Annotated in this window: 16 protein-coding genes; 15 read left to right on the top strand and 1 reads right to left on the bottom strand. The window is 46.1% G+C overall.

Annotation, left to right across the window (positions count from 1 at the left end):
• Positions 1-3: 3 nt before the first annotated feature.
• From cntD to KJS52_RS18070, 9 genes are all read left to right on the top strand, one after another.
• Positions 4-825, top strand: coding sequence for a staphylopine uptake ABC transporter ATP-binding protein CntD (gene cntD / locus KJS52_RS18110; RefSeq protein WP_213517937.1), 822 nt, complete (start codon positions 4-6; stop codon positions 823-825).
• Positions 812-1555 carry an ABC transporter ATP-binding protein gene (locus KJS52_RS18105; protein ID WP_213517935.1) on the top strand — a complete coding sequence of 248 codons (744 nt, stop codon included), beginning with the start codon at positions 812-814 and terminating at the stop codon, positions 1553-1555. Before cntD ends, KJS52_RS18105 begins: the two co-directional genes overlap by 14 nt.
• 42 nt (positions 1556-1597) lie before the next feature.
• Positions 1598-2809 (top strand): staphylopine family metallophore export MFS transporter CntE, encoded by a 1212-nt coding sequence (cntE, locus tag KJS52_RS18100; RefSeq protein WP_213517934.1) that lies wholly within the window; start codon positions 1598-1600, stop codon positions 2807-2809.
• A gap of 315 nt (positions 2810-3124) precedes the next feature.
• Entirely contained in the window at positions 3125-4696 is a 1572-nt protein-coding gene (locus KJS52_RS18095) for a response regulator transcription factor (RefSeq protein ID WP_213517932.1), read from the top strand.
• Positions 4696-6489, top strand: coding sequence for a sensor histidine kinase (locus KJS52_RS18090; protein ID WP_213517931.1), 1794 nt, complete (start codon positions 4696-4698; stop codon positions 6487-6489). Before KJS52_RS18095 ends, KJS52_RS18090 begins: the two co-directional genes overlap by 1 nt.
• 108 nt (positions 6490-6597) lie before the next feature.
• A complete protein-coding gene (locus KJS52_RS18085) occupies positions 6598-8310 on the top strand; it encodes an extracellular solute-binding protein (protein WP_213517929.1) in 1713 nt (570 codons plus the stop codon).
• Between the two features lie 100 nt (positions 8311-8410).
• Entirely contained in the window at positions 8411-9376 is a 966-nt protein-coding gene (locus KJS52_RS18080; protein WP_213517922.1) for an ABC transporter permease, read from the top strand.
• A 15-nt stretch (positions 9377-9391) separates the two neighbouring features.
• Positions 9392-10297 (top strand): carbohydrate ABC transporter permease, encoded by a 906-nt coding sequence (locus KJS52_RS18075; protein ID WP_213517920.1) that lies wholly within the window; start codon positions 9392-9394, stop codon positions 10295-10297.
• A gap of 814 nt (positions 10298-11111) precedes the next feature.
• Complete coding sequence (locus KJS52_RS18070; RefSeq protein ID WP_213517919.1) at positions 11112-12248, top strand: family 8 glycosyl hydrolase; 1137 nt, start codon at positions 11112-11114, stop codon at positions 12246-12248.
• A 783-nt stretch (positions 12249-13031) separates the two neighbouring features.
• Here the strand turns inward: KJS52_RS18070 and KJS52_RS18065 are convergent.
• A complete protein-coding gene (locus tag KJS52_RS18065; RefSeq protein WP_213517917.1) occupies positions 13032-13868 on the bottom strand; it encodes an AraC family transcriptional regulator in 837 nt (278 codons plus the stop codon).
• Positions 13869-14066: 198 nt separating this feature from the next.
• Between KJS52_RS18065 and KJS52_RS18060 the strand changes: the two genes are divergently transcribed.
• The 6 genes from KJS52_RS18060 to KJS52_RS18035 all read left to right on the top strand — a co-directional run bounded on the left by KJS52_RS18060 (position 14067) and on the right by KJS52_RS18035 (position 21734).
• Positions 14067-14924 carry a sugar phosphate isomerase/epimerase family protein gene (locus KJS52_RS18060; protein WP_213517915.1) on the top strand — a complete coding sequence of 286 codons (858 nt, stop codon included), beginning with the start codon at positions 14067-14069 and terminating at the stop codon, positions 14922-14924.
• Between the two features lie 16 nt (positions 14925-14940).
• Entirely contained in the window at positions 14941-16098 is a 1158-nt protein-coding gene (locus KJS52_RS18055; protein WP_213517913.1) for a Gfo/Idh/MocA family protein, read from the top strand.
• A gap of 155 nt (positions 16099-16253) precedes the next feature.
• Positions 16254-16811: a glycerol-3-phosphate responsive antiterminator gene (locus tag KJS52_RS18050; protein ID WP_213517911.1), complete on the top strand. Its 558-nt coding sequence runs from the start codon at positions 16254-16256 to the stop codon at positions 16809-16811.
• Between the two features lie 27 nt (positions 16812-16838).
• The gene (gene glpK, locus KJS52_RS18045) at positions 16839-18329 is read left to right on the top strand and encodes a glycerol kinase GlpK (protein ID WP_213517909.1); all 1491 of its coding nucleotides are present in this window, start codon (positions 16839-16841) and stop codon (positions 18327-18329) included.
• A 147-nt stretch (positions 18330-18476) separates the two neighbouring features.
• A complete protein-coding gene (locus KJS52_RS18040; RefSeq protein WP_213517887.1) occupies positions 18477-20156 on the top strand; it encodes a glycerol-3-phosphate dehydrogenase/oxidase in 1680 nt (559 codons plus the stop codon).
• 465 nt (positions 20157-20621) lie between these two features.
• Positions 20622-21734, top strand: a complete 1113-nt coding sequence (locus tag KJS52_RS18035) for a sugar ABC transporter substrate-binding protein (RefSeq protein ID WP_213517885.1) — start codon at positions 20622-20624, stop codon at positions 21732-21734.
• The last annotated feature ends 66 nt before the right edge of the window (positions 21735-21800 follow it).

The raw sequence follows: 21800 nt of genomic DNA, 5'->3' as shown, positions 1-21800 counted from the left end.
GCTATGCATTCACTCGAAATTAGCCGCTTGAAAATATGGGACAGCCGCACAGGCAGCGTTATCGTCCCCGACAGCTCCTTTCGCGTTGAGCAAGGAAAGTGTCTGGCTATTGTTGGCGAAAGCGGCAGCGGAAAGTCGCTTACGTGCAGAGCGATTATGAGACTGAATCCGGCAAGCTTGCAGCAGTCCGGCCATATTGAGCTGAATGGGATCAATCTGGAGGAGCTTTCCGACAAGGAGATGCGTCAGTTTAGAGGAAAGCATCTTTGCATGATTATGCAGAACGGCATGCGTGCATTTGATCCGTCTCGCCCGGTCGGCGCTCATCTGCTTAAAACACTGGCTGTTCACTATCCATGGAGCCGCAGCGACGCTATCGCCAAGCTGAAAGCGGCACTGGCAAGCGTTGGCTTGAAGGATCCGGACAAAGTGTTAAAGAGCTACCCTTATCAGCTGTCGGGAGGGATGCTGCAGCGAACGATGATTGCGCTGGCGCTCGTACTTGAGCCGGATGTCATTATTGCCGACGAGCCAACGACGGCATTGGATGCGATTACGCAATATGAGGTGGTAGAGCAGTTCATCGCGCTGCGCAGCCGCTTGGGCGGCATGATGATTTTCGTATCTCATGATCTTGGCATCGTGAAGCGGATTGCAGACGATGTGCTGGTTATGAAGGATGGACATATTATTGAACGCGGCAAAACGAGCGATGTGCTGGCCGAGGCCAAGCATCCGTATACCCGGTATCTGGTATCGTCCAAGCTTGCGCTAAGCCGCCATTTTACGGAGCTGATGGGGGGCGAGGCTGTTGTTGAAGGTTGAAGGAGTATACAAATCGTATCGCCAAAATGGCTGGCTGCGCAAAGCTCGGCAGCAAGTGCTGCATAATATCAGCTTCGACTGGCAGCATGGCGAATGCCTCGGCATTATCGGTGAAAGCGGCAGCGGCAAATCAACGCTTGGCCGCTTGCTGCTAGGAATTGAAAAGCCGGATCAAGGCCGAATTGTCTTTAATGGGCGGCCTGTAACGGAACGAAGCGTCAGAAGAGATGCGATTAGCGCTGTCTTTCAGGATTATACCTCTTCGATCAATCCGTTTTATACGGTACGGCAAGCGCTTATGGAGCCGTTGACGATTGCACGTCAAGCCGCTCCGCCATCAGAGGATGAGATCGTCAAGCTGCTGGTGCAGGTAGGCTTGGATGGCTCCTATCTTGCCAAATATCCTCATCAGCTGTCAGGTGGAGAAGCGCAGCGGGTATGCATTGCCAGAGCTGTATCCACCAAGCCTTCATGCATTTTGCTTGACGAAGCGGTAAGCTCGCTTGACGGCTCCGTGCAAATGCAAGTGCTTGAATTGCTGAAAGAATTGAAGGATACGTTAGGCGTAGGCTATATTTTCATTACTCACGATATCGCAGCGGCAGCTTACTTATGCGACAGAATGTTGATTATTAAAGGCGGCATGATTGAAGAGCTTATTGAGACTAAGCATCTGAAGGAGGTTCAATCCTCTTATGCCAAGGAACTGCTGCAGAAAATTATTATGTAGCACCTCAACATAACACCACAAAACGGAGGGAGCGTAAGCGGGGTGAAGGGAGCATTATCCTGGCCGTTTTTGCGGCTGTATCTGCTGACGCTGTTATATTTCAGCGCGAATTCGATTTTGAATGTGATTATTCCCTTAAAAGGGGAGTCGCTTGGCGCGTCCAATTCGACAATTGGCATTATTATGGGAGCCTACCTGCTGACGACGATGGTCTTTCGGCCATGGGCTGGCCAGTTCATCCAACGCTACGGCCCGATTCGCATATTGCGCATCATTCTAACGATCAACGGGATTGCTTTGCTGCTTTATACGTTTACTGGCATAGGCGGGTACTTCTTTGCGCGCATGCTGCAAGGCGTATGCACGGCCTTCTTCTCAATGGCGCTGCAGCTTGGCATTATTGATGCGCTGCCTGAAAAAGACCGCTCGCAGGGCATCTCAATGTACTCGCTTTGCTCCTACTTGCCGGGCATAATAGGCCCTTTGCTGGCGATCGGCATATGGCAAACAGGGGAAATGAGTATATTTGCCATGACGATGATCGCCATTGCTGTGCTTACTGGCCTGGTTGGCTTTACAGCCACCATAGAGCAGCAGCCTGAAGCTGGCGAGGCCGCTGGAACCGCTGGGGCTGGCGGAGCAAATGCTGGCGCGGGAATGCTTAAAGCAGCAAGCCAGCTTGTACGCAATCCGCATTTGTTCAGAAGCAGTGCCTTAATGCTAAGCGCGTCGCTGGTGTTTGGCGCAGTAACCGCCTTTGTTCCACTTTATGCGCTGCAAATCCCGCAAGGCAGCGCAGCGATCTATTTGATGCTGCAGGCGGCAGTTGTTGTCGCGGCGCGCTTTTTGCTCAAAAGCAAAATTCCGTCCGATGGCAAATGGCGCTCGTCCTTTATGATCGGCACCATGCTGCTGATTGCTGCTGCTTCGCTTTGCATAAGCTTTGCCGCAACTGCAGGAGCTTATCTGTTCTACAGCGGCGCGCTATTGATGGGGGTTGCTCAAGCACTGCTTTACCCGACATTGACTACCTATTTAAGCTTTGTGCTGCCAAAAAGTGAGCGTAACGTATTAATCGGTTTATTTATTGCGATGGCCGATCTTGGCGTGTCACTCGGCGGCATCGTTATGGGGCCGATTGCTGACCTTACTTCGTACTCCACGATGTTCATTATTTGCGCAGTAATTGGTGCCGCTATGCTGCTGGTTGCTTACGACAGGAGAGGAACGCTGGCAAAGGAAAAGACAGCATAAAGCTACAGGATTGGTTATTATTGTCGCGACCAGCTCACTGAACGATCACACCATGAACGATCACACCATGAACGATCACACCATATGAATCGTAAAAAAGCCGCAAGGCACGAGCGCTTCTGCATCGTGCCCTGCGGCTTGTTGAGGTTTATTCAACATACGCTTGCGTGTAAAACGTTTGTAGTGCCAGTAGACATTTTAAGTGAGCGGTTATATGATAATGGCATATCATCCATCTTATAGAAGCTCGTTACACCGATGAATTCACATACGTATACACACAATTAATTATTAAAAATGTTTGGGGTGAATGGCATGTTAAGTGTACTGTTAGTAGATGATGAAATCTTTTTTCGCCAGGGCTTAAGGGCACTCGTCAATTGGGAGGCTTGCGGCTTTGAAGTTGTTGGAGAGCAGGATAACGGAGAGGATGCCTTTCATTTTATCGTAAATGAGCGGCCGGACGTTGTTATTACCGATATTCGCATGCCTGAATTTGATGGACTGGAGCTGATTCAGAAAGTTATTCAGGAGGAAAAGCTGACAACAAAGTTCATTATTGTAAGCGGTTACGATGAATTCAAGTATGCGCAGCAGGCAGTTAAATACGGTGTGTGCGATTTTCTGCTTAAGCCGATTGATGAAGGAACGCTGGAAACGACGCTCGTTCAGCTGGCAGAAACGATCAACCGCGAGTCACAAAAGAGCAGGCAATCCACTACGCAGCAAAATCAAGAGCTGCTTAATCAGTTGGCATTGGGAACAATTTCCGAGCAGCAGCTGCTTGAGGTATACCATACTATGGGGCTCAATTCAGACGAGGAGCATTACTATGTGCTCATCGAGCATCACTATCACTCAGCCCAAAATCAAGGGCAGCTCAGCCACACTCAAATGCAGCAAATGATGAACATCATTCAATCGCTGCTGCCGGACATGACGATTCATATGATGTTTCCGCAAAGAGGACAATTCGGCATCATTGTACCGCAGCGCTTTCTGCGGCAAAATGGTTCAATCCACAATTTTGTCAAGCAGCTTCATAATCGGCTGGCTGTCAATCAGCAGCTGCATATTTATTACAGCGAAAAATGTACGGGCGTACATTTTCTTGGCGAGGCATACCGTGGCGCACGGAATGCAGCACAATTCAAATACATCGATGATCGGCAGCTGTTCGATAATGCCGAGCTAAAGCAGCATGAGCTGCGCACCATTATGCTGCCTTCTGATGCCTACAAAGGACTGCTGCATGAAATCGAGCAGCACAACGAAGCGGGCGTCAAGCGTGAGCTGGATGGCTTGCTTGAGCAGTTCGGCAAGCAGCGCTGCTCTGTTGAAGCGATTAAAGCTACGATTCATAAGCTGGTCGCAGATTGTTTGCATATTGTGCAAACGATGCAAATCGACAAAAACCGTCTTACGCATTTGAATGAGCTGATCGGCTGGGAAGCAGCCTATATGAACCGTGCCACCTTGCGCGAGCTGCTGCTGTCCTTCGCCTATGATTGCAGCCGCTGCATTGCCGAGGAGCGCAAGGAAATCGCCAAGGGAGGCATTCAAAGAATAAAGAAATATATCGATATGCACTATGCCGAGCCGATCAGCCTCAAATCGATAGCTGCGCAGTTCTATATTAATCCCGTCTATTTGGGTCAATTGTTCAAGAAAAACTATCAATTGTACTTCAATGAGTATTTGCTGCAGCTTCGGATTCAGGAAGCGAAGAAGCTGCTGCGGCAAACCGATCTGAAAATTTATGAAGTAGCCGATAAGGTGGGCTTTAGCCATCCTGAATATTTTGTATCGCAATTTGAGAAGCTGGAGAAGCTTTCCCCAACTGCCTACCGCCAAACCTTTAAATCCAATGCAGCAGGTGAGACATAATGAAGCTCATCCACCGCATTAAACAAAATCTGCATTTGGACGATATTCGGCTGCGCAATAAATTTCTAATGATGTATTTTCTCTGTGTATTTATCCCGATTATTTTAACGAATGTCATCTTTTACAATATGATGAGCAGCAATGTACAGGAGCAGCGGATGGAGGATATTCAGATTTCTTTGGAGCAGGTTCATCTGGAGCTGGAGCGCATGATCGAAGCGGCAGTTAGCGTATCCTGGGTGTTTTATACCGATTACAACTTATATTTGCTACTGGATTCGCAATATCGCAACCCGGCCGATTTTGTAGCTGCTTATGACGGATATATGCGGCGTATTATTAGTAGCTACACGCCTGTCTATACGTCAGTGCAAAACATTAAAATTTATGTCGACAATCCGATGGTTCTACACTCTGGCGGCATCGCTTTTCTTTCCGATGCGATTCGCGAAAGCGATTGGTACAACATGCTTGACCAAACAACGTCCAGTGAGCCTATTTTTGTTCGAGCCAGCAAGGAGGATAGCATTTCCTCAGGCCGAGTAGCGGAGCATCCGGATACCTTCAACATTATTCGGGTGATGGATTATAACGATTCACTAAGCAATTGGGAAAAGGTACTGAAAATTGAGCTGAAAACAGAGTCCTTTGATATTATTCTTGGTAATTTGAACATTCCTGGCAGCGTATATTTGGTAGACCCGTACGGTGTCGTGCAATATACTACCGATCCAAATGTGAACTGGCGACAGGAGCAGCTGCAGCTGAATGACATCCAGGTTAGCAGCGATATTAATGTATTTGAAGTCCATCCTTTCGATATGAATCCTTTGCAGGACTGGTATATTGTCGCTCATGTAGCAGAGGATCAAATCGCTCATGAAGCGTTGGAAGCAAGGCAGTTTGTATTATGGTTTGCTTTAATCAACATTTTACTGGCAACCGTAATTATCGTAGTCATTTCCCGTTCCGTTACAAAACGTCTTGGATTTTTGCTAGGACAGATGAAGCGCGTCAAAAATGGAAACTTCGAACTGGTGAAGAATCGTGAAGCAGTAGATGAGATCGGTCAGGTTACGACCGAGTTCAATCGCATGACACGGCAAATCAGCTCACTCATTAATGACGTATACGTTGCGGATATTAAAGAGAAAAATATGGAGCTTGAGCATCGCCATGCCCAGCTTAATGCGCTGCAAAGCCAAATCAACCCCCACTTTCTATTCAATGCCCTGGAAACGATCCGAATGCGCAGCATGATGAAAAACGAGAAGGAAACAGCCAAAATTATTCACAATATGGCCAAGCTGTTTCGCAGCTCTTTAACATGGAAGCGTGACAAGATCAAATTAAAAGAAGAGGTAGAGTTCATCATCTGCTTCCTTGAAATTCAAAAATACCGCTTTGCCGATCGATTGGATTACAGTATTGAGATGGACCCTGAGGCGGAAGGCTGCCTTGTACCTAAAATGATCTACCTTCCCTTTGTAGAGAACGCGTGCATTCATGGCGTTGAAAAGGTTAAACGAGGTGGAAAAGTAACGATTTCGCTCAAGCTGGTAGAGGATAAGCTGCATGCTTATATCGAGGACAACGGAGCGGGGATGAACGAGGAGCAGGTTCAGAAGATATACTCCTATCTGGAGGAAAATAAAGATCTGGGCGAGCGCATAGGCATGCAAAATGTGCTCTACCGCTTAAAGCTGTTTTACGATGATCAATTTGAATTTTCGATAACGAGTCAGCAAGGAATAGGTACTACGATTTATCTAGTTATACCAGTCCAGCCATAAGAACTATAGTTTTTATATTAGAATCTAAAGTTCTCTCACTGATTATTCACCTACCCTCTTGTTACAATGTAAGTGCTTACAATAAAAGATTAAAGGGGATGAAATTGCATGAAGCGAAAAACACCAGTGTATATGGCAGCAATGCTAGTGCTCGTGCTTGCGCTCGTCATTACAGGCTGCGCAGGCAATAACGGTGGGAATACTCCTTCCAACACTTCCAATCCTGGGACAAATTCCGGGAACGAAGGCGGCAATGAAGAACAACCATTAGACAAAGTAACATTTACGTACTTCAATGGAGCAGGTGCAGCAAAGGATATTAACACGAATGAGACAACGATCGGTAAAATACTTGAAGACCAAACAGGTGTTAACTTTAAGATTGAAAACCTTGTAGGTGATCTTAATACCAAAATTGGTACGATGAACGCATCAAGAAAATATCCTGATGTCTTGATACCGGATGCTGCTATAGACGATGTGCTTGGCGCAGATGGCTTTATTGATCTCACTGATCTTATTGAAGAGCATGGTCCTAACATTAAAAAAGCGTATGGCAACGATTTGGAGCGCATCAAATCGGCTGACGGAAAAATCTACTTCCTGCCGATGTCTGCACAAGTCGGAGAGTTCCTGCCAGATCCAAATATTAACCAAGGTGCATTCTGGATACAGCGCCGAGTTTTGAAAGAAGCAGGCTATCCTCAAATTAAAACGATTGATGAATATTTCCAATTGATTCGTGATTATGTGAATAACCATCCAGAGGAAGATTTGACAGGCTTTATCTCATTGACTCATGACTGGAGATTCTTTGCAACAACGAACCCGCCAATGCATTTGGCTGGCTATCCAAACGATGGTGAAGTTATCGTCGATATGGAAACATTCGATGCTAAGGTATATGCAGGCAACGAAGATACTAAGCGTTATTTGAAAATTCTTAATGAGTTGAATGCCGAAGGATTATTTGATAAAGCTTCCTTTATTGATAACTACGATCAATATTTGGCGAAGCTGTCTAGCGGTAAAGTACTTGGTATGTTTGACTATGGCTGGCAAATTGCTAATGCGCAAAACGTGCTAAGAGATGCAGCTAAAGCCGATCCTTCTCAGGATGATTTTGTGTACTTCCCGCTGCCAATTACGTTTGATGGTGAAAAGGATCAGTACCTTGACCCTCCAGGCTTTGTTAAAAACCGTGGTATCGGTATTACAATCAGTGCACAAGACCCTGCGCGCATCATTCAATACTTCGATAACCTGCTTAAAGAGGAAAATCAAATTTTAAGAAGCTGGGGCATTGAAGGGGAAACGTTCGAAATTGACGAAAATGGACGCTACTATCGTACAGCTGAACAAATTGCTAAAATCGATGAGGCATTCCGCGAGTCATTCGGATTTAAATATTATGATTGGAACTGGCCGATTTATGGCGCTAACTCTACCTTCTCTAATGGCAATGCCGTTTCACCTGGTATGCAAGCAGAAGTATTCCAATTGGGCTTGACTGAAGCAGATAAAACGATTCTTGATGCTTATGGCGTAAAAACGTATGCCGAAATGTTTGCTGCTCCAGACGATCGTCCTTGGTTCCCTGCATGGGGGATTCCGAAGGAACAAGGTTCTCCAGAGCAAATTTATGAGACCAAGAAAACTGAGATTACGCGCAAGTACTTCCCTAAACTGGTTCTTGAGGATCCTAGCAAGTTCGAAAGCAACTGGGAGGAATATATTAGCGAATTTAATAAGCTGGACACTGCTGGATATGAGGCCTTTATGACTGCAGAAGTGAAAAAGCTTGTTGAAGAAGCGAAATAATTGAAAGCTTGAGCGGGACCATGCGATGGAGATGATTCTCCATCGTGGAGGTCCCTTCTTTCAACCATAGAATGCTTTACGAGTGAGAGGAGAGTTCATGATGGAACGAGTGGAGGTACCTAAAGTTGTTCAGCATCCTAAAAAATCATCGAATAAGCTCGTACACTTCTTTAAAACCTGCATACGGCAGCATGCGCTGCTAACGATGACGATACCATTTTTAATATGGTTGTTTATATTCAAGTACTTGCCGATTTGGGGCTGGACAATCGCTTTTCAAAATTATAGACCTAGCAAAAGCTTTGCAGAACAGGAATGGGTCGGCTTCCAGCATTTCGCGTTTTTGTTTGAGGACGACCGATTTTTAAGAGTACTGCGCAATACGCTTGCGATGAGTGGAATTAATCTAGTTCTTGGCTTTGTGACAGCTATTTTACTTGCCTTATTGCTCAATGAGGTGCGAGTAGTCGTATTTAAACGATTGGTACAAACGATTAGCTATTTGCCTCACTTTATTTCATGGGTTGTTGCTGCGGGAATTGTGCAGCAGACATTATCGCCAGAAGGCATCATTAACGACCTGTTATTGCGTGCAGGCATTATTAAGGAAAGTGTATTGTTTTTAGGTGTAGGTGAGTATTTCTGGGGAATTTTCGGAGCCTCTACTGTATGGAAGGATGTCGGCTGGAATACGATAGTTTATTTGGCAGCGATGACGATGATTGATCCCGCTCAGTATGAAGCAGCTGAAATCGATGGAGCTGGACGTTTTCAGCGTATGTGGCATATTACGCTGCCGGGCATTAAATCGGTTATTGTCGTGCTTCTCATTATGAATATCGGTTATTTGCTTGAATCAGGCTTTGAGCCGCAATACTTGCTCGGAAATGGTATGAACGTTGATTATTCAGAGAATATAGATATCTTTGTGCTGAAATACGGGATTGCACAAGGTAACTTCTCTTTATCGATAGCTGCAGGCATGTTCAAAACAGTTGTCAGCTTTATCCTGCTGTTTGCAGCCAATAATATAGCGAAACGCTTAGGCGAAGCGAGACTTTACTAGAAAGCAGGTGTAAGGATGCGTACGAATTTTTCAAAGAGCGATAAAATATTTGATTACGTAAACTATGCATTGTTGACGATGCTCATGATTGTAACGCTATATCCGTTTCTCAATACGCTTGCCATTTCCTTTAACGATGCGAAGGACTCCATTCGGGGCGGGATTTATTTATGGCCCAGAGAATGGTCATTGGACAATTATAAGTATGTGCTTTCCGAAAAAAGCATATATAATGCTACAATCATTTCCATCCTGAGAACGGTAATTGGCACAGTTGTCACCGTATTTTGTTCGGCAATGGTAGCGTATGCGATTAGCAGACAGGACTTTATACTGCGTAAATTTGTAACGATTGCATTTATATTAACGATGTATATCAACGGTGGTTTGATTCCGAACTTCCTGTTGATTCGTGATTTGAATCTGCTTGATTCGTTCTGGGTGTATATTTTGCCGGGGCTGATCGGGGTATTCAATCTCATCATAATTCGCTCCTTTATCGACGGACTTCCGGAAAGCATTCTGGAGTCAGCCCGAATAGATGGAGCGGGTGATTACCGAACCTTCTTCAGCATCGTACTGCCGCTTTGCGTGCCTGTATTGGCAACGGTGGCGCTATTCAGCGGCGTGTTTCAATGGAACTCCTGGTTTGATGTGTTCCTGTACAACTCCTCAACAATTGAGCTAAGCACGCTGCAATACGAGCTGCAAAAAATATTGCAAAACTCCAACGCATCAATGACGCAGCGAACAGCAGGAGATGTATTTGCAGGCGGAGGCTTGCAAAACCAAGGTACGGTCACACCAACCGCCATTCGTGCAACGATGACCATAGTAGCCTCAGTACCGATTATTATGGTTTATCCATTCTTGCAGAAGTATTTTGTAAAAGGGATGATGGTCGGCGGCGTTAAGGGGTAAGAGGTCGGTTCAAAAGCAGGACTTTGATGACGATGCTGGGCGTTGTAGCGTATTCGACGGCGAATCTTGAACGCTAGCGAAAATTGCGGTGCTCACGTAGCTTTTTGCCTACGCTGCGCTCCTCATTTTCTACTAGCGTCCAAGCTTCTTGGTCCTGAAAGCCCGGCTTTTGAACCCTCATTGGAAAGAGGAGGTTTAAAAAGTCCGACTTTGATGACGATGTAACGCGTTGTAGCTTATCGACGGCGAATATGTCACGCTACCGAGTGCTCCGGTGCTCACGTAGGTCTATCTACGCTGCGCTCCTCGCCCTCTAGTATCGTGCCATCTTCTTGGTCCTGAAAGCCGAACTTTTTAAACTTTATTTGAAGCGATCATCGTGTGGTCAATTTTCATGGTCGCCAACCTTGAGTTTACAGGGAAACATCTATAGTTTAGTAGGTTATGTAAGCGCTAAAGCTATTCTACAATATAGAGAGGAAAGTTCAAAAGACTAGACTTTGATGGCGATGTAATTGCTTCGGATCTTAGTCGGCGACGAATCTTGAACGCTAGCGAAAACTGCGGTGCTCACGTAGGTCTATCTACGCTGCGCTCCTTGTTTTCTACTAGCGTCCAAGCTTCTTGTTCTTGCACTCAAAAAAACTACAGCGGAGGAGCGAAGCATCCGGAAAAGGAGGCGGGTCGCCTTTAACATCGTAATGCAACCTTAAAAAATATAATAAGAGCATTGCGATTTAAAAAGCGACTTGAGGATGCATTGCTCCGGAGCGCTGACTAAACTTACAAACTTATAAGAAATGGATGATAGCGAATGACAGTATCAATGAACCAAGGGGCTTATTATACAGGGCATTACCGCAACTTGTTTGCAGAGTATGGCTACAATGAAGAGGAAATCGCGAAAAAGGTGCAGGACACATGGGATGCATTGTTTGGTGATCATGAAGCGACTAAAATCTACTATGAGCTGAGCGAAGACAAAGGCTATTTGCTGGATACGGGCAATTTAGATGTTCGTTCAGAGGGGATGTCCTACGGGATGATGATGGCGGTGCAGTACGATCGCCAGGACATTTTCGACAAGCTGTGGAATTGGACGTACAGCTTCATGTATATGACCGAAGGTCTTCATAAAGGCTATTTTGCCTGGTCGTGCCAGCCAGACGGCACGCGAAATGCGCAAGGACCTGCGCCTGATGGCGAAGAATATTTTGCGCTGGCATTGTTTTTTGCCAGCAAGCGTTGGGGAGACCGTGAAGCACCGTACAATTACAGCCAGCAAGCGAAAGATATTTTGCACACCTGCCTGCATCAGCAGCCTCCGGGCTTTCCTATGTGGAATCCCGACAACAAGCTGATTAAATTTGTGCCGGAGGTTGAGTTCTCCGATCCGTCGTACCATTTACCGCATTTTTATGAGCTGTTTGCATTATGGGCGTATGAGGAGGATCGAAATTTCTGGAAGGAAGCAGCTCAGGCAAGTCGCGATTATATCGATATTAGCTGTCATCCTGTTACAGGGCTGGCAGCAGAATATGCGCATTATGACGGAACGCCGAATCATATTCGCGGTTTTGGTCACTTCTTTAGCGACTCATACCGCGTGGCAGCAAATATTGGGCTCGATTATGCCTGGTTTGGCGTCGATCCGCGTCAGCGCGATATCGCTGACCGTATTCAAGCCTTCTTCGCTGACAAGCAGCCTGACGATTATAGCAGATATACAATTGAAGGAGAGCCGTTTGAGGAAAAATCGCTGCACCCAGTAGGCCTGCTTGCAACAAATGCACAGGCATCACTGGCGGCGAGCAATGAAGCGACAGCTAAAGCGGCAGTCGAGCTGCTGTGGAATACACCTGTAAGAACAGGCGAGCGCCGCTACTACGATAATTGCTTGTATATGTTTGCAATTCTAGCGCTAAGCGGCAACTATCGCATCTATTTATAGGTAAGTTCAAAAGCCGGACTTTGATGACGATGATCTGCTCTGTGGCGGATTCGGCGGCGAATCTTGAACGCTAGCGAAATTTCCGGTGCTCACGTAGCATTTTGCCTACGCTGCGCTCCTCATTTTCTACTAGCGTCCAAGCTTCTTGGTCCTGAAAGCCCAGCTTTTGAACTCTTATTGGAAGGGGAAGTTCAAAAGCTGGACTTTGATGACGATGCTGGGCGTTGTAGCGTATTCGACGTCGAATATGAAACTCAGCCGAAATTTCCGGTGCTCACGTAGCTTTTGCCTACGCTAAGCTCCTTGTTTTCTACTATCATCCAAGCTACTTGCTCCTGCCCTAAAAAAAGCTCCAGCGGAGGAGCAAAGCATCCGAAAAACGAAGTGTGTCGCCTTTAACATCGTAATGCTACCTATAAAAATAAAATAAGAGCATTACGATTTAAAAAGCGACTGGAGGATGCATTGCTCCGGAGCGCTGAAAAACGAAGTGTGTCGCCTTTAACATCGTAATGCTACCTATAAAAATAAAATAAGAGCATTACGATTTAAAAAGCGACTTGAGGATGTTTTGCTCCGGAGCGCTGAAAAACGAAGTGTGTCGCCTTTAACATCGTAATGCTACCTATAAAATTAAAATAAGAGCATTACGATTTAAAAAGCGACTGGAGGATGCTTTGCTCCGGAGCGCTGAGGATGCTTTGCTCCGGAGCGCTGAGGATGCATTGCTCCGGAGCGCTGAGGATGCTTTACTCCGTAGCGCTGATCAAGCAGCCGCGCCACTTAATTTCGATAATAATGCTTAGGAGTATACCCAGTAATACCCTTGAATGCTTTATAAAAAGTTGAGTAGTCGCTATAGCCAACGGCATGAGCTGTATCGAGCGCCGGCATGCCGGACATAAGGAGCTCTGATGCTCTCATAATTCTTTTATAGGTGATATATTCGAATACGGTAAAGCCGGTGCTTAGCTTAAAGATGTGGCAAAGGTAATATTTGTTGACGTAAAATTTTTGCTGCAGTATATCCAGTGAAATTTTTTCTTCGAGGTTTTTATTAATATACTCCAGTATCGCGACGATTTTATGATCATACTTGCGATGATCCACATGTGAATGATCGTATTTTGCGAAAATTTTATTAATTGTAATCAGCATTTGCACAAATATAGCCTTCATCATCATTCCACTTTCTGGAGAGGACTCCAGCGCAGCTTTTTCAATTTGCCCCCACAGCTCATCTATTTTGTATTCCATAACATCCTTTGCAGGGATTCGATTAAAATAGCCCAGCTTTCTATTTTCTAAATAATAGAGCGTATTGTACTCTCCCGTCTGGAAGGAGGAGATGTACTCCGGCTTAAAGTGGATAAATTTTCTTTCATAACGACACTTGGAGTTAAAGACAATGCGATGCAGCTCTCTTGAATTTGTCAGGATCAAATCATTGGGACAAAGCTTGTACGCTTGCCCTTCTATATAATAGGTAAGATCTCCGGAAATGAAATAAAACAATTCATAGCAGTCATGCAAATGCGTCGTAACATCGTTGGGAGCATCGGTTACTGTATGAAACAAAGAAAAATGATTGCTATGATAGCGCTGTATTTGGTTGTCCATAACTACCACCTCTATATTCATTCTATTGAATGTCACCAACTTCTTCAATCCGAAAAAAGCAATATTTGCAATGTATTGCGCAATAAATACAATGAACAAAAGCTTGAGTTGCTATAAAATTCAAATTAATTAAAGATATGCTAGGGCGTGTCTGAAAACCCGCTCAGCAAAATTCCAAAAAAGAGAGGTTGGCAGCTTATGACCAAATTTATGTTGTCGGCATTCGCAGATGAAATTGACGCTAATTTAAACACGCAGATGGATGTATTGGACCAGCATGGCATTAAGTATATTGAAATGAGGGGCGTGGACGGGAAAAATCTTGTCTATTACACGCTCGATGAAGTGAGAGGGATTAAGAGCCGGCTTGATGCAAGAGGATTTAAGCTTTCCGCAGTCGGTTCTCCGCTAGGCAAGATCGGCATTACCGACGATTTTGAACCGCACCTGGAGCTGTTCAAGCATACGTTAGAGGTTGCGAAAATTATGGAATGTCGCTACATCCGAATGTTTAGCTTCTTTATTCCAGATGGAGCGCAGCCAGAAGCGTATCGAGAGCAAGTTATTGACCGCTGGAAACAGTTTGTAAAAGCAGCAGAAGGAAGCGGCGTCATTCTTCTTCATGAAAATGAAAAAGGGATATACGGGGATACGCCGGAAAGATGCCTTGATCTGATTAAAAGCATGAATTCTGATCAAGTGAAAGCAATATTTGACTTTGCAAATTTTGTCCAATGCGATGTGAAAAATTATCCGGATGCGTACGAACTGCTTAAGGATTATGTTGCATATATCCATGTTAAGGATGCCGTTTATAGCGATCATCATGTAGTGCCCGCAGGAGAAGGTGACGGTGCTGTTGAAGAGATTTTAAGCCAGTTATATCGCAGTGGCTATGAAGGATTTTTATCGCTTGAGCCTCATTTGGGCAATTTCACAGGATTTGCAGCACTGGAGCCTCATTCTCCTGGCTTTGATTTGCCCGAAGGCGGCGCAAGAAGCTTCGCAATTGCAGTCCAGGCGTTGAAAAAGCTGTTAAATAAAATCGAGAACTAGTAGGAGGAGAGCTTGTATGGAAAAGGTACGGATTGGCATTATCGGGATCGGAGGCATGGGCACAAGCCATGCCAAAAATATTGTGGCAGGGAAGGTGCCCAATGCTGAGCTAACTGCGGTATGCGACATTAATGCGGAAAGATTGGAGTGGGCCAAGCAAAGCTTTGGCGATCGCGTTCAACGGTTTGATCAAGCAGATGCATTTTTTCAATCCCAAGCCTTTGATGCCGTGTTAGTCGCTACAACTCATTATGATCACCCTGGATTGGCGATTCAGGCGCTGAATTATGGCTACCATACCCTTATTGAGAAGCCTGCGGGAGTTTATACGAAGGCTGTCAGAGAAATGAATGAGGTTGCGCAGCAAAGCGATAAAGTATTTGCCATTATGTACAACCAGAGAACAAATCCAGTGTATCAAAAGCTTAAAGATCTTATCGATTCAGGAGAGCTTGGAGATCTGAAAAGATCGATCTGGATTATAACAAATTGGTATCGACCGCAAAGCTACTATGACGCAGGCGGATGGCGGGCTACCTGGTCTGGCGAAGGCGGCGGAGTGCTGCTTAATCAAGATCCGCATCAGCTCGACTTATGGCAATGGATGTACGGCATGCCCAAAAGAGTACGCGCTTTCATGTCCTTTGGCAAGTATCATAATATTGAAGTTGAAGACGATGTTACTGCTTATGTCGAATATGAAAACGGGGCTACAGGCTTATTTGTCACAACTACAGGAGAAGCACCGGGCACCAACAGATTGGAAGTTAGCGGTGACCGTGGAAAAGTAGTGATTGAGGATGATAAGCTAACGTTTTGGCGCCTGCGTGTTTCCGAAAGAGAATTTAATCGAGAGTTTAAAGGCGGCTTTGGCAGTCCTGAGTGCTGGAAATGTGAAATTCCTACGCCAGGCGACAACAGCCAGCATATTGGAATTATGAACGACTGGGTGAACGCGATCCTGCACGGCACCAAGCTGATTGCACCTGGCGTAGAAGGCATTAAGGGTCTAACGATATCCAATGCGATGCATCTCTCTGCCTGGACGGATAGCTGGGTTGATATTCCTTTTGATGAAGATTTGTTTTATGAAAAGCTTAAAGAAAGAATCGATCAATCTACATTTAAGAAAAATGTCCATAACGTTACACTCGATGTTTCTGGAACACATTAAAACTTGACGCAGCAAGCAGAAAACGTTCATAATATTGAGAAATAAAGTTATGACAGCATTTTCACAATTCCATGCTGCATGATTAATCCCATATTCTTGTCGCAACCATTAACTCAACCATATTAACTGAACAGCAAGAAAAAGGAGAGGAAATGATGAGCGGGCACCAGCTAAATCAGTCTGTCCTGCCAGCAGTAAGTAAAATCAAGGATGTTGAATCGGTCATTGCCTCACCGCTTCAGCACATGGTACTGCTCGGCGGACATATTGGACAACTGAAGAGCGTTGTCGATCTCGCTAAAGCACACAATAAGCAGGTTTTTTTGCATGCCGACTTAATTGATGGCTTGAAAAATGATGAGTATGCCGCAGACTTTTTGTGTCAGACCATCCAGCCTGCTGGCATCATCTCCACAAGAGCCAGTGTAGTTATGCGTACAAAGCAGCGCGGCTTGATTGCCATTCAGCGCATGTTTTTGATCGACAGTGATGCGATGGAGCGAAGCTACCGCATGATTGAAAAGTCTAGTCCTGATTTTATCGAGGTGCTGCCTGGCATCATTCCTGAAGCAATTCAGGAGGTTAAGCAGCAAACAGGCATTCCCGTTATTGCAGGAGGCTTGATCAAGACTCATCAGCATATTCACGAAGCGCTTGATGCTGGAGCGACAGCGATTACAACCTCTCGCAAGGAGCTATGGACGTATCGTTAATTTGGGAAAGCAGAAGGAGGAGTTCGTTTGACACAATATATGATGTCGATCGATCAGGGAACGACAAGCACAAGAGCTATACTAGTTAATCAACAGGGTGAAATTACTGCGATTGAGCAGGAGGAGCTTCCTCTTAAATATCCGCATCCAGGGCATGTTGAGGTAGATGCTGAGTTTATTTGGCGGTCCGTCTTGCGTGTTATGCGCCAGGTTCTGCAAAAGGCAGCGGTAAGTCCTGAAGCGATACAAGGGATCGGCATTACGAATCAACGCGAAACGACAGTAATTTGGCATAAAGAAACCGGGCAGCCCATATATAACGGATTAGTATGGCAGTCCAAACAAAGCGCTGGCATTTGCGAGCAGCTAAAGCAGCAGGGCTATGAAAGCGATTTCCAGGAAAAGACAGGACTGGTCATTGATCCATATTTCTCAGGTACGAAGGTAAAGTGGGTGCTGGATCATGTTGAAGGAGCACGCGAGCAGGCTGAGCAAGGCAAGCTGCTGTTTGGCACGATCGAAACATGGCTTATCTGGAAGCTGACAGGCGGCAAGGTGCATGTTACCGATGTATCCAATGCTTCCCGTACACTGATGTTTAATATTCATCAGCGTCGCTGGGATGAGCAGCTGCTGCAATGGCTTGGCGTTCCCGCGAGCCTGCTGCCAGAAGTGAAATCGTCCTCAGAAATTTACGGCTATACTGATGAAGCTATTTTAGGGCGTGCAATTGCTATTGCAGGCGCAGCTGGCGATCAGCAGGCAGCATTGTTTGGTCAGCAGGCCTTCCAAAAAGGCGATACGAAAAATACGTACGGCACAGGCTGCTTTATGCTGATGAATACCGGCGATAAGGCGATTGCCTCCAAGCACGGCTTGCTTACGACGGTTGCTTGGGAGGTTGACGGCAAGCTGGAGTATGCACTTGAAGGAAGCGTGTTTGTCGCTGGCGCTGCGATTCAATGGCTGCGCGACGGACTTCAAATTATTAAGTCTGCCAGTGAAACGGAAGAATTGGCAACAGCCGTTCAATCTTCGGAAGGGGTCTATGTCGTTCCAGCTTTCGTCGGCTTGGGCACGCCATACTGGAACAGCGATGTGCGCGGTTCAGTGTTCGGCATTACGCGCGGCACAACTAAAGCACATATTATCCGCGCAGTGCTGGAGTCGCTGGCGTATCAATCGCGCGAGCTTATCCAGGTGATGGAAGAGGATTCCGGCTACAAGCTGAACAAAATGTCCGTTGATGGCGGAGCAATTCAAAATAATTTCCTCATGCAATTCCAAAGCGATATTACAGGCAAGCAGATAGAACGACCGCTTATTCATGAATCTACAGCGATAGGCGCTGCTTATTTGGCTGGCCTGGCTGTTGGTTTCTGGAGCAGCAAGGAGGAGCTTGCTTCCCTTCGTCAAATCGACCGCGTATTCTTGCCGCAAATGGCGGAGGCGGAGCGCGAGCAATTATTTAAAGGCTGGCTGCGGGCTGTAAAAGCAGCGATGGCATTTTGTGAGTAAATATGTTATAATCGTGACAAGTTAATAATGGTTGGAGACACGGAGAAACCGCGAATGCCGTTCATGCGAGCTTTTAGCTCATGTGAACGGCTTCCAAGGTTTCTCTTTTTTGTTTTATATGGCTGCACAGATCAAGGAGATGAGAATATGGGAAAAACGAACAATTCACAGTCATTCAGTGTGTACCAGCGCGAGGCAACGCTGGAGCAAATGGCTAAACAGCAATTGGATATCCTTGTTATTGGCGGTGGCATTACCGGAGCGGGCATTGCGCTTGATGCTGCTACAAGAGGGCTAAAGCTTGGCTTAATTGAAATGCAGGATTTTGCTGGCGGAACCTCAAGCCGCTCAACGAAGCTTGTGCATGGCGGACTTCGCTATCTTAAGCAGCTCGAAATCGGAGTTGTCGCCGAGGTAGGCAAGGAGCGCGAAATCGTTTATGAAAATGGACCGCATGTAACGACTCCTGAATGGATGCTGCTTCCGCTTTATGCTGGCGGAACGTTTGGCAAGTTTTCGACTTCAATCGGCTTGCGCGTTTACGATTTTCTTGCAGGGGTTAAAAAGAGCGAGCGCCGCTCGATGCTGTCCACTGAGCAGACGCTGGCCAAGGAGCCATTGTTGAAGAAGGAAGGCATGAAGGGCGGCGGCTACTATGTAGAATACCGCACCGATGATGCTCGTTTGACGATAGAAGTGATGAAAAAAGCGCGTGAGCTGGGCTCGCTCGCCGTAAATTACACCAAGGCTGAGCAGCTGCTGTACGATCAAGCCGGCAAGCTGATTGGCGTAGAGGTGCGTGATCTGCTCAAGCAGAAAACGTATAAGCTATATGCGCAAAAAATTATTAATGCTGCTGGACCGTGGGTAGATACGATTCGCGAGCTGGATGGCTCGAAAAAAGGGAAAACGCTGCGTTTAACAAAAGGTGTGCACCTTGTATTCGACCAGTCGCGCTTCCCGCTTAGACAGGCGGTGTACTTTGATATTCCGGACGGTCGTATGGCATTCGCTATTCCGCGTGAAGGCAAAACTTATTTCGGAACAACCGATACTAATTACACAGGGGATACGAGCAACCCATTAACGACGGCTGAGGATCGCAGCTACCTGCTAAATGCGGCCAACAATATGTTCCCAAGCTTGAAGCTGACAGAGCAGGATATAGAATCAAGCTGGGCCGGCTTGCGTCCGCTGATTCATGAGGAAGGCAAGTCGCCTTCGGAAATTTCGCGTCGTGATGAAATTTTCGTCTCTGACTCAGGGTTGATTTCCATTGCTGGCGGCAAGCTGACCGGCTACCGCAAAATGGCAGAGGATGTCGTTAACAAGACAGTAGAGCTGCTGCAAAAGGAAGGCAAGCAGGTCAATTCGGCGCATACTTCAACCCGCAACATTCCGATTTCTGGCGGCGACTTTGGCGGCTCCAGCCGTATGCCCGCTTATATGGAAAAGAAAATTGCAGAAGGCATCAAGCTCGGCTTGGAGAAGGAAGTGGCTGCAGCGCTGGCGCATCGTTATGGCACCAACATCGAAATCATTTACAGCTTAATGCCGGAGGCGCTGGAATGGGGAGCGAAATTCAAGCTGTCCAGCTTGCAGGCGATCATGCTTAAGTACTCGCTTGAGTATGAAATGACGGCTAAGCCAGTCGACTATTTTATCCGCCGTACAGGCGATATGTTCTTCCGAATTGAGCAGGTTGAGACATGGAAGGAGCCTGTGCTTGCGGCGATGGCTGATACGCTGCAATGGTCTGATGAGCGGATTGCGCAGTGTCGCACAGAGCTAGAACAAAAAATAAGCGAAGCTAAAGCGGAGGTTTAAAAATCCGACTTTGATGACGATGTAATTGCGTTGTAGTGGATTCGACGGCGAATATGGCGCGCTACCGAAGGCTCCGGTGCTCACGTAGCTAGTGCCTACGCTGCGCTCCTCGCCTTCTAGTATCGCGCCATCTTCTTGGTCCTGAAAGCCGAATTTTTAAACTCTCAAATTTTTGAACTCTAAAGAGACGAAGCGAAAGCAGCTATGCTGCGCTTTTCGTATACGTCTCTTTTTTGTTTAAATGAACTGGCAGCTGCCGTAAGCTTCAAAATACATAATAATAAACCGATATTTATCTTTATAAATTGGTCAAATTGCTCTATAATTACTGAGGTCTACATCTTAAAAATTTGCCGTTTTCGACAATTTTGGCGTTATATGCGAAAAAATGTATTGACACTATCTGCTAAATCCGATAGGATTACTATGTATTAATACTTATATATATTAAAAGGGGAGAGTTGAATGAAAACCAGCAAGTTATATTCACTGTTTGTATTATTGCTAGCAGCAGTTCTGGTTGTGACAGCTTGCGGCGAAAGCAATAATAGCGGCGGTACTTCTTCCAACACGACGCCAAAGGTTGAAAACCTGCCTGCAGCGCTAGCTGAAAAGGGAGATATTAAAATTAAAGTCATCCGTAAAATCGGCGGAGATGACCATACAGCTCAATTTTTAGCAGGAGCTAAGCAAGAAGGGGAATCGCTTGGCTTTAAAGTGGACACGTTCTCGGCAAACGGCGACACGTTGAAATTCCACGATGCGCTTGAGCAAGCGGCTAACGAGGATCTTGATGCTGTTATCGTCTCACATGGCGACGATGCAACAACGGTTGAGCTTGTGAAAAAGCTGAGAGAAAAAGGAATTGAAGTTGTAGCTTTTGATTCCGTGGAAGAGCTTGAGCAAGTTGATGGCGTTACATCAACGTCGCAAAACGACCAATCGCTAGCTCAAATGGCATTGGATCATCTTGTACAGGAAACTGGCGGCGAAGCGAAAATTCTTTACCTATGGGTTGACGGTTTCCCGGCAATGGTGCGCCGCAATCAAGTGTATCAAGAGGTGCTGGCTGCAAACCCGGGTATCGTTGAGCTTGACCGCTACGGTGTAGCGAACGACAACACATCTGTTGATACGCAAAATGCAGTTGCAACACTGCTTAACAAGTATCCAGAAGGCGAGCTTGATGCGATCTTCGCGACTTGGGACGCATTTGCCATTGGTGCGCACCGCGCTTTGGTAGAGGCTGGTCGCACAGAGGTTAAAATCTTCGGTATCGACGTATCGAATCCTGATCTTGAAGCGATTCAAGCAGAAAACAGCCCTTGGGTATCTACTGCGGCAGTTGATCCAAAACTAATCGGCTCAGTTACGGTGCGTCTGGCTGCGAAAAAGCTTGCTGGCGAAGAAACACCTGTTACGTACAGCCTTGATGCAAGCCTGATCAAGCAAGAGGATCTAACTTCAGCGGCTGAAACAGTAAAAATGGATGATCTAAACGCGATCATTCCTGGTTGGGGAACAAGCGATGCGTTCCTTGAGGACTGGATGAAGGAACTGAAGGAAGCAAATAAGTAAAATTTATAAGTCTATCATAGAGCGCTTTCCCATCATCACGATGTGGAGGGCGCTCTATATCCTGTT

This window comes from Paenibacillus montaniterrae (genome assembly GCF_018403185.1).
GTDB lineage: Bacteria > Bacillota > Bacilli > Paenibacillales > Paenibacillaceae > Pristimantibacillus > Pristimantibacillus montaniterrae.
Note: the sequence above shows the minus strand (reverse complement) of the source record. Positions and strands in the feature narration are given on the sequence as shown.